Origin of the sequence: Cyanobium sp. N5-Cardenillas (assembly GCF_024345515.1) — a bacterium.
In the GTDB taxonomy this organism is placed as follows: Bacteria; Cyanobacteriota; Cyanobacteriia; order PCC-6307; family Cyanobiaceae; genus Cyanobium.
In genome coordinates, this window is record NZ_JAGQBG010000117.1 from 1 (window position 1) to 9,507 (window position 9,507).

Annotated in this window: 9 protein-coding genes; 5 read left to right on the forward strand and 4 right to left on the reverse strand. The window is 61.9% G+C overall.

Going from position 1 to position 9,507, the window contains the following annotated elements:
- Positions 1-511: 511 nt before the first annotated feature.
- On the forward strand, positions 512-736 hold the full coding sequence (locus KBZ04_RS10255; protein ID WP_254991834.1) for a chlorophyll a/b-binding protein: 225 nt from the start codon (positions 512-514) through the stop codon (positions 734-736).
- Positions 737-1,219: 483 nt separating this feature from the next.
- Here the strand turns inward: KBZ04_RS10255 and KBZ04_RS10260 are convergent, their stop codons facing one another.
- On the reverse strand, positions 1,220-1,789 hold the full coding sequence (locus tag KBZ04_RS10260) for a hypothetical protein (protein WP_254991835.1): 570 nt from the start codon (positions 1,787-1,789) through the stop codon (positions 1,220-1,222).
- Between the two features lie 685 nt (positions 1,790-2,474).
- Here KBZ04_RS10260 and KBZ04_RS10265 point away from each other — a divergent pair.
- Together KBZ04_RS10265 and KBZ04_RS10270 are read left to right on the forward strand one after the other, a co-directional pair.
- Positions 2,475-3,707: a sensor histidine kinase gene (locus tag KBZ04_RS10265; protein WP_254991836.1), complete on the forward strand. Its 1,233-nt coding sequence runs from the start codon at positions 2,475-2,477 to the stop codon at positions 3,705-3,707.
- Entirely contained in the window at positions 3,704-4,369 is a 666-nt protein-coding gene (locus KBZ04_RS10270) for a response regulator transcription factor (RefSeq protein ID WP_254991837.1), read from the forward strand. The genes KBZ04_RS10265 and KBZ04_RS10270 overlap by 4 nt, the downstream gene beginning before the upstream one ends.
- A gap of 931 nt (positions 4,370-5,300) precedes the next feature.
- On the opposite strand, the gene KBZ04_RS10275 is transcribed toward KBZ04_RS10270, so the two are convergent.
- The 3 genes from KBZ04_RS10275 to KBZ04_RS10285 form a co-directional block, all read right to left on the reverse strand.
- Positions 5,301-5,837, reverse strand: a complete 537-nt coding sequence (locus KBZ04_RS10275; protein WP_254991838.1) for a ferritin-like domain-containing protein — start codon at positions 5,835-5,837, stop codon at positions 5,301-5,303.
- A 441-nt stretch (positions 5,838-6,278) separates the two neighbouring features.
- Positions 6,279-7,091 (reverse strand): alpha/beta fold hydrolase, encoded by an 813-nt coding sequence (locus tag KBZ04_RS10280; protein ID WP_254991839.1) that lies wholly within the window; start codon positions 7,089-7,091, stop codon positions 6,279-6,281.
- Positions 7,088-7,609 carry a hypothetical protein gene (locus tag KBZ04_RS10285; protein ID WP_254991840.1) on the reverse strand — a complete coding sequence of 174 codons (522 nt, stop codon included), beginning with the start codon at positions 7,607-7,609 and terminating at the stop codon, positions 7,088-7,090. Before KBZ04_RS10285 ends, KBZ04_RS10280 begins: the two co-directional genes overlap by 4 nt.
- 134 nt (positions 7,610-7,743) lie before the next feature.
- Between KBZ04_RS10285 and petC the strand changes: the two genes are divergently transcribed.
- Together petC and KBZ04_RS10295 are read left to right on the forward strand one after the other, a co-directional pair.
- Entirely contained in the window at positions 7,744-8,298 is a 555-nt protein-coding gene (gene petC / locus KBZ04_RS10290; RefSeq protein ID WP_254991841.1) for a cytochrome b6-f complex iron-sulfur subunit, read from the forward strand.
- 261 nt (positions 8,299-8,559) lie between these two features.
- On the forward strand, positions 8,560-9,507 hold a 948-nt coding region (locus tag KBZ04_RS10295), incomplete at its 3' end, for an FAD/NAD(P)-binding oxidoreductase (protein WP_254991842.1).

Genomic DNA, 9,507 nt, shown 5'->3' on the forward strand with positions numbered 1-9,507 from the left:
AGCGAGCACTGGCGTTACAGCCTGGGATTGTAGCCCCAGCCCCAATGCGCCTGACACCATCAGCGATCGAAGGCAGGATGTATCCAGAGCCATTTTACAAGAATCAATATTCCAGACTCTAGCAAGATCTTTTTCGGATGCCATACTCGGTGCCTTTGAATTTCTGGGATGGTGAGCTTGGCCTGGAATCACTAGCGCACCTAGTGGATGGCGTCGGCATCGGGGAGGAATAGGTTCTCCACGTTCCAGCACATCAGGGGAAAGCTGGCCATCGGCTTTCTCGCTAGGGGGTGGCAACGCCTGATGGCGCTTGTGGTTGGACACTCCCCATCGGCATAGCCAGTTGAAGTGAAATCTGCAGGTACCGGCCAGATGGCTGAATGTGCTCGGGGGCACACCTCCCCGTGGCCGCAAGGGTCAGCCCTTCAACAACAAACCGGAGGAAGTAGCGAGCAATACGTCAAGCCAATGAGATGATCCGTAACGTTCTTGCCAGTAAGCATTCTTACTCATGACCAGCTCCGCCCCTTCCCTTCAGCCTTCCGCGCAGGCCGATGAAACCTGGTTCCTGAACACCGCTGGCCAGCAGATCCGCGACTCGGAACTAAAGCGTGCCGAATGCCTCAACGGCCGGCTCGCCATGCTCGGCTTCCTGATCGGCGTGGCCATTGAGGCTCTCACCGGTCACGGCATCCTCCAGCAACTTGCCGATGTGGTTCTGCTGAGCCAAGGCTGAGCCATTGCTCCATGCTCGGATTCATCTGGTTCAGCCCCCGGGGGGAAACGTCTCCCTCGGGGGCTTTTCATTGGGCAACCCACTCTCATAAGACCTGGACCGATAAAGGGGGTCACGTCAATGGGACATGGGAGGGAGTGTTCTGAATCCATGCCCCTCAGCTGGGAGATTGGATGTGTCGAGGTTGATGGCGAGTCTCGGGTTTGCTTGGCTTGCCATCTCGTACCGTGAGGCCTGACTTCCACCCGAAAGCGACGGACATCGATCGGAGTTTGTCATCAGATGTGGTAGTAGACCGAGCAGGGAGTGGTGGCAGAATGACCCCCTCAGGTGCAGCCTGGAATGGTCGGTAACCGGGGGATGCATCGGAGTCTGAGGCAAGCAGAACCGCACCACTCAAGGCCGCAATGCAGACCAGTCGAGTGAAGACCAGTGGAGAAGGCCTCCGGATTCGATGCCTGTGCTGACGCCTTGGGTACATGCTCATGGCGTCAGCGGATGGTACGCAACCATCTCAGATGAGCGCCGGATCCCGAAAGCAGCCTGAACATCGGCGAGGGAATCCTGCCATTGCTTCTCAGGCTGCCAGGTGTCCGGGTCAAAGTCAGAGTCGCGTCCCCTGCCGTAGGCATGCAGAAGCCGAGATTGCACCTCAGCCCCGTTCAATTGAATCCGTTTGCATCGTCGCTGGCGTTTGATCATCCGCAACAACCCGAGCAGCAGCAGGACATGGACGGCGCGAAGCTTTGCTCCCATCAGGAACGCCTGCACTTCAGCTTCTCCCACGGGATCCGTGCCATAGCCCGTGAGCACGTGCAGGCCATCATGGAGCTGAAGGCGGCGTGACCCCTCGCAGAAGGATTCGAGGCCAGTGTCAGCAAGATGCTGCACCCAGGCATGACCGAGGGTTCCCTTTGGCAATGAGCGCAAGGCGGGCATGTCCACAAGCGGCGGCCCATCACTCCCCAGGCGATGACCTATCCAGTTCACCAGTTGCAGAAAGTTCCCCACACGCTGGGCTTGTCTGGCGTCAAAAGTAGATTCGACATTCATTGTTATTCTCAAGGTTGGGTTGGATTGGCTTGTCCTCCGCAACAGTGGTTAGACAAGCAACGGTCGCAGCAAGTGATCGCCAGTGCCCTACTCCGGCTGGGGAGTATGGCTGGAGCTATCGGGGTTGCTGGCGACCGTTATCCCGAAATGATCGCAACTCCGCCAACTGCTCCTTGGAAATAACGGTACTGAGTTCCCGTTCAAACTCTTTCAGGGCTGAACGCACCCTGACTTTCTGCCGGAGTGATAGGTTATCGACCGTTGCCATTGCCGTGGGGATGTGGCTCGAAGCTTTGAAGGCGTTTTGAAATTGGGCATACTGTTGGTTTGTCAGAATGCCAGCGAGACTTCGTCGTAGATCCTCTCGTAGCTTCTTTACTTGCGTCTGCTGTGCTGAGGTCAAGTCGAGTGACTCGAGCGGTGGAGCGCTTTCGGCCCTCGCCGATGGGATGACACATGGAGTCCCAGCAAGAGTGGCTGTGGCTGCCAGCCCAAGAAGAGCGTGCTGGAGCGAGCGTTTCATCGTGATGCCTGCCGTCGAGCAAGGTGCGGACAACGAATGAACCCTACGCAGCGGCGACGACCGTTCAAAGTGTCGAGCGTCATGATCTGTCCGTGACTTTGGTCATGGGCCTTCCAGGCGTCTCTAGGGTTGGCTGGAGCAGGCCCCTTCGTCTCCCATCCCATGGTGTCGATTCGCGCGATTCGTGTGGGTTCCCATCCCTTCCCCTTTCTGCTGGTGTCGGAATGGATCCTGTTGGCCATCGCGTTAGTGAGTGAGTTGTCCCCCACGCTGTTGCGCAGAAGTGGGGGGGTGCCAGCAGCAGCACAGGCGAGTGTTCTGTTGTTCGGCGCGATGGGGATGTGGCTGCCACTGAGGCCGCAGGGCGTGAAAATGACCCACTTCGTCCTGCAGGTGATTTTGATTCTTCTCGCCGCGCAATGGAGCACGGTGGTCCTGCGGCTATTCCCGTTGCTTCAGATCGTGCTTGTGTTGCGGAGTTCCCTGATGTTTCCCATGCTGGGACGCCTAATAGTCACCAGTGGGACATTTGTCGTCTTTTTGGTGATGGTGCAGTCTCAGCTCCAATCGTTGGACAGGGCAATGCCTCCCCTCGTCAACGAACTTATCCTGCCCCTACTCAGTGGCATTCGGCTCAATCTCGTGGTCATGTTTGCGCTGGTGCTCGTGTTTCTTCTCATGTTGATGAATGCCTTGATCACGGAACGGCACCAGGGTGAGGCGTTAAGGGAGGCCAACCAGAAGCTGCAGGAATCTGCGGCTCAGATCGAGATCCTGGCCATGAGCCGGGAGCGAAGCCGTATTGCCCGGGACATTCATGATTCCCTCGGCCATGCCCTGAGCGGATTGAACATCCAGTTGGAGGGGGCTCTGAAACTCTGGGACGCCAATCCCGAACAGGCGAGGATCTTTGTTAGTCAGGCCAAGACGATGGGATCCACCGCCCTTGGGGAGACGCGCCAGGCTGTGGCAACACTGCGCGGCCTCGATGGATCTCGGAAGGATCTGAGCCGCGAAATCGCCCTTCTTAGCCGGCGCTTCGAGGAGATGACCGGTGTACTCCCCAGTGTTGCGGTGCACTGTCATCCCCTCCCCGAATCCGTGATCCTTACGGTGTACCGCATCGTTCAGGAGGGCCTCACGAACATCTGTAAACATGCGCAGGCCACTCGTGTGAAGATCACCATCCGGGCCTCATCGGTTCCATCGGGGCTGGCGATCACCGTCCACGACGATGGCGTAGGTTTCCATCCCCATCACAACAGCACGGGCTTCGGCCTGCGGGGCCTCCGGGAACGGGCAGAGGCGGAGGGTGGGCAGCTGCGGCTGATCACGGCTCCCGGTGAAGGCTGCACGCTGAGCGTCTGGTTTCCCCTGGGCCGGGAGGTGGCATGATTCACGTTCTGCTGGTGGATGATCAGGCGATCATGCGGCAGGGCCTCAAGGCGCTCCTTTCGCTCCTTGTCGATATCGAAGTGGTTGGTGAGGCCATCCATGGCCGTGAGGCTGTGGCCACCGCGCAGCGTCTGTTGACGACCCCCAACAGCGTCGATGTCGTGCTGATGGACATTCGCATGCCTGTGATGGACGGAGTTGCGGCAACCCGCGAGCTTATGCGGCTGATCCCAAGCATCAAGGTGCTGGTGCTGACAACCTTCGAGGATGATGATTTGGTGCGGCAGGCTGTAGAGGCAGGCGCCGCTGGCTATCTGCTCAAAGACACCCCATCGGAGGACGTGGCTCAGGCCATACGCTCCGTACATCGAGGGTACTCACAATTCGGTCCTGGTATTCTGCAGAAGATGCTGAAGCACCCGTCACCTCCAGTCATCGGGGAGGTCCCGACTGGTGTCGGTGAGTTGACGCCCCGTGAGCGCGAGGTACTGGCTCTGATCGGCCAGGGTGCCAGCAACCGCGAGATCGCGCGAGCGCTGTTTCTTTCCGAGGGCACAGTTAAAAATCATGTGACGAATCTTCTGAGCCGCCTGGGGTTGCGTGATCGCACGCAGGCTGCGCTGCTTGCCGCATCCTTGCCGCCATCACCGCAAATGGATTGAGCTCTGACGGCAGAAATACGTTCCTCATCCTGAGGTTGTACCGCTGTGACCCAGTCCTCAGGAGCCTGGAATCCTCTTGATGAATAGGATGGCCAGAGAGCCCAGAATCGGCGAGAGTCCCACGACTTATCCTCCCTTGGCGTAGGTCTCTGGCAGCATCAAATCGGAGATCACGGCAAGCAGGTCCCACTCGGGGGGTGGGGCAGTTCCTCTGGTAAACCGCTGAGACTTGCCCCGTAGGTTCCTGACCTTCAGCCCACGATGCCCTCGAAGCGGGCCCCCGGAGAACGCAACCGGAGGGCAGCGATGGCCCATCGGACACGCCATACCCTCGCTGCAAAGGGGCGCTTCATCCATCTGGACTGGGGGTACCCAGTAGCACAGCTAAGAGAGAACGTTCAAACCAGTATATCTGAATTCTCCAGGTGCTGTCATGGCCGGGCGGCTGCGTCGCTCCACCCCCAAGGTCTGTATGACCTGCCACTGGTTTCGTCACCACGCCGGGGTGAACCGCATCCCGGTGCTCACCTGCCAGCTGCACCAGGGCCTACCGCCCCTTTGGTAGCACCAGGTCGCAGGTTCGAATCCTGTCGTCCTGATTCACTGTTCAGGGATTGGCCAAGCGGTTTGAGCACAAAATGAGAACAAAACGTCCGGCGCCCTGATTCGCCCAGGTCTTTGGAGGGTGGGTTGGTCATGCTGCAAAGCGACACTGAAAGCTGCTCATTCCCCGTACTGCAGATATCGCACACCTTATCGGAATGCACTGCTACACGCCATATCCAGTAGCCAAGACTTACGGCTTAAGGTTGATTCAGAAGCTGCACAGCTCGGCCGCGGACAGGGAGCGTTTCTCTTCAGCCACGACCTGGAGGATCTGATGACGGTGTACTTCCCCGAAGTCCAGGCGGTTCTGGCGGCAGAGACTTGATCAGACCGACGTTCCCTCCGCCCACCTGTGGCCTCTCCCACAACATCCTCTGCCGCCGCAATGCCGGCGGCTCGGACGGCTCGCTGCAGGTTCTGGTGCATCAGCCGCAGCCGATGTCCCCTCAGCTCCAAAGCGCACGGCTGCGCGTTGGAATGCCGGCAGGTGGCACTCCTGCGATGCTGCCTGCAGGTGTCTGAACACCTGCAGGATGTCCGGCCGCTCGGTAGCGCCGAGAATCCGCCGGTAGAGATCGACGTTCTCCAGCTCGGCTTGAACGCCAGCCTCGCTGGCGTCCTTCAAGCTGGAGAAGCGCGGTACCGGTGCCGTTCCCCATGGATTGATCGGAATCGGCAGGTTGTAGAAGCGAAACAGCTGCTGCAGCGCCTCGATGTGGCGCAGTTCTGAATCGCGGATGTTCAGGAACGGGCGTACGGGCCCAAAATCCTTCAACACCTGGTAGAACACGGCCCAGGCGTGGTACTCGTCATTGAGGGCATCGTGCAGCGCCTGGATCTCGGCGTCTGAGAGGGAGGTCATGGATCCGTCGCTTCAATGCTCAATCTATGCGTTTTATGCCACTACTGTTGTAGGAGTCTTGTCGGCGGCAGCGCGGCCGGCTCGCCAATCGAGCCCCGGTGCATGCGGAAGGATCGCCGGCTTGTTCTGGCGGTAGGCCGGATCGTCGGGATGGCTCAAGCCAAACAGCTGCGCCTCACGTCACCCCTTGCGCGCCAGCACGAAGGCCAGAGCCACCAGCAGCCCCCGGGTTCAGCAGCCTGCACGGCAGTAACACCACCATCAGGGAGCCAAGCATCAGCGACGGATTCAGCGGCTGCTGTCAGGGGGCTGGAAGCACGCGCCCAGCTGGAGGGCCCCGGGAACCGGGAGCCAGGCCGACCACCACCAGCCCGTCGATCAAGCGCAGCGCCTGATGTTGGCTTGGGTCGCGCCTGGTTGCAGCTCCTGAAAGGGTGGCGATCAGTGATCCGTAGCTGGCACGGCCATGCCGCGGGTGACTAGCCAGTGCTTCAGGCGTTCGCGCACCCGTCGGCCGGCGAACACGTGCAGGAAATGGCCGCAGCTGGGGATGGTTTCGATCGTGACGTCGGGCCGGGCATGCCGCAGTGTTTGTGTTGGCAGCCGGCCCGGGTCGGCCGCAAAGGCGAGCATCGGACAGCGCACCTGCAGCAGAGCCTCGTCAATCGGCCACTGCACGTAACCACCCAGGACAGCTGCCGCTTCCACCACCGGGGAGTGGGCCATGCGCCGCTTGATCAAGGCACGGGCCGACCCCTGATCACGGGGATGAAAGAAGTGATCGGTACGGTTGGGCTGATCCTCAACCCAGGCGGCTTGGCAAGCGCTGCGTCCCATGGCGGTGGCGCGCAGGATCCAGCCTGTCATGCGCTCCAGGGTGTCAGCCTGGCGCCGGGGCGGCATTGGCACGCTCGAATCGAGCAACACCAGGCCACGGGCCCTGATCATCGGGTCGGCGGCCAGCAGGCAGGCCATCGCTCCGCCCATGGAGTGGCCGATGAGCAGCGAGTCCGCAAACCCGGCCTGGAGAATCAACTGACGCACGTGCAGCAGAGTGCGATCAGCCACTGCGGCCATGGCCGCTGCCATGGCCAGGCCCTTCGTCTCCGGCCAGGTCGCCAGGTCGATGGACCCTGGCGCGGGCATCCAGCAAGGCGCCAGGAGCCTGTTTGGCAAGGCGGCGCGCAGGTGTTCCAGCTCATCGTCATGGCCGCACCATCCGTGCAGAAACACCGCGCCGGGCTCATCGCTCATCGTTCTGGCGTCGCGGCCCACTGCCAGTCCTGATGGGTCCGGGCCAGGCAACGTCGCGGCGGAGCCGAGGCTGGCCTGGAGGGTCCATCCGGGCAGCCACCGGCCTGGGTATTGCGGCATTGGCCGCAGCGCTCGTAGGCCGGCAGATAGCGCGCCTCGCTGGCCTCAGCCAGGGAACGGAATGCTGTCCGCAGCTGCTGCCCCTCCGCCGCTGCCAACAGCTGGCGGCAGCGCCGCAGTCGCGTCCGCTCCTGCTCCAGCGCCATGCCGCAGGCTTCCGGCAGGGAGTCGGGCACGGGCATCAGCACGGCCCGGGGATTGGTGGGAATCGGCAGGCCATGGACGATGAACAGCCGCCAGAGCTCGTGAATGTGGCGCCGCTCTGCCTCGCGGATGCGGGAAAAGGGGCGCACCTCCCCATGCCGGCGGATCACCTGGTCACAACTGGCCCAACCCTGGTAGGCCAGGTCGAGGGCTGAATGGATGGCTTCCACATCCCGGGGCGACAAGAGCGGCATCAGGTTGGGGAGAAGGGAGGAACGAGGGGGCAACGCAGGTCCCGGCGGCAGCGGGAGATGGAGGGCAACGGCTCACACCCGTCGGGCGCCAGCACTATGCTGTAACCACGAAAGCATTGTACCGCGTAAACATCATGGCTGATCTTGGCTTTGTCGATCCGCTGGGCCCGGGCGAAGTTCCTGATCTCTCCCGCCGCCAGCTGCTCAACCTCCTCACCTTCGGGGTGGTCACCGGCGTGGCTCTCGGCGCGCTTTATCCCGTGGGTCGGTTCTTTGCCCCGCCGCGGGCAGGAGCAGTCCTTGGCGGCGTCGTGGCCCGCGATGAGCTGGGCAGCCCCATCACCGCCACGGGCTGGCTGGCGCAGCATGGTCAGGGCGACCGCAGCCTGGTGCAGGGCCTCAAGGGCGATCCCACCTATCTGATCGTGGGGGGTGATGGGGCCATCGGCAGTTTCGGCCTCAATGCCATCTGTACCCACCTGGGTTGCGTGGTGCCTTGGAATGGGGCCGTCGGCAAGTTCATCTGTCCTTGCCACGGCAGCCAGTACGACGCAGAAGGGGCCGTGGTGCGCGGCCCGGCCCCCCTCCCCCTGGCGCTGGCCCACGTGCAGGTGGAGAACGATCAAGTGGCCCTCACCTCCTGGAGCGAAACCGATTTCCGCGACGGCTCCAGACCCTGGTGGGGTTGATCGCGGGCTGCTTGATTCAGCACGACCAGGGGAAAGCGTCTGCGCATTGCCCTGGTCGTGCTTGGCCTTGGGCTGGCAGCTGCAAGATTGATTCCCTTCTCACGCCAGCGGGAAGGCAATGAATGGCCTGATTTCTCTTCGCTGGCAGCGGGCGCTGTCGCTGGCCATCCCCTGCCTGCAGCACCCGCTGCCAGAGCGAATAAATACCTAGATGCGTATGCATGCATTACTGCATACAGTGATAGTAGCTGCAGCCCCGTGATGGCCCCGTCCCCTGAGCATCGCCACCGGGTGTTGATCGTGGGCGGCGGCGCCGCCGGCATCACCACCGCCAGTTTGCTCAGGCGCCAACGACCCCAGCTTGACGTGGCGATCCTGGAGCCCTCGGGCGAGCACTACTACCAACCGGGCTGGACCCTGGTGGGCGGTGGGGTGATGACGCTGGAGCAGACGCGCCGCAGCGAAGCTTCCCTGATCCCCAAAGGCGTGAGCTGGATCCGGGCGGCAGCGACAGGATTCGACCCCGACCACAACACCGTCACCACCAGCACGGGCGACACCATCAGCTACGACGTGCTGGTGTTGGCCACCGGCCTGCGCTGCCGCTGGGATCAGATCGAGGGCCTGAGCGAATCCCTCGGCAGCCATGGGGTGTGTAGCAACTACAGCAAGGATTTCGCGCCCTACACCTGGAAGAGCATCCAGTCATTCACAGGCGGCAATGCAGTGTTCACCATGCCGTCCACACCGGTGAAGTGTGGCGGCGCGCCCCAGAAGGTGATGTACATGGCCGATGACGTGTTCAAGGCCAAAAGCGGGGTGGGTGTGAGCAGTCGCGTGATCTTCTGCACCCCCATGCGCTCCCTTTTTGCCGTGCCGGCCTACGCCCGCATCCTGCAGCGGGTGGTGCGTCGCCGGGGCATCGAGGTGCGCTTCGGCTGGGATCTCAAGTCCGTGCGGGCCGTCGAGCAGATGGCCGTGTTCGAGGTGCATGATGCCGATGGCTCGGTGCACACAGAAGAGCTGCCCTTTTCGCTACTGCATGCAGTGCCGCCGATGAGTGCTCCTGAGGTGGTGGCCAGCAGCTCCCTGGCCGGCGATGCACCCGGCGGCTGGGTAGCGGCGGACAGGCTCACCACCCAGCACCCCAGCTACGCCAACGTGTTTTCCCTCGGCGACGTGGCGGGCCTGCCCACCTCCAAAACCGCG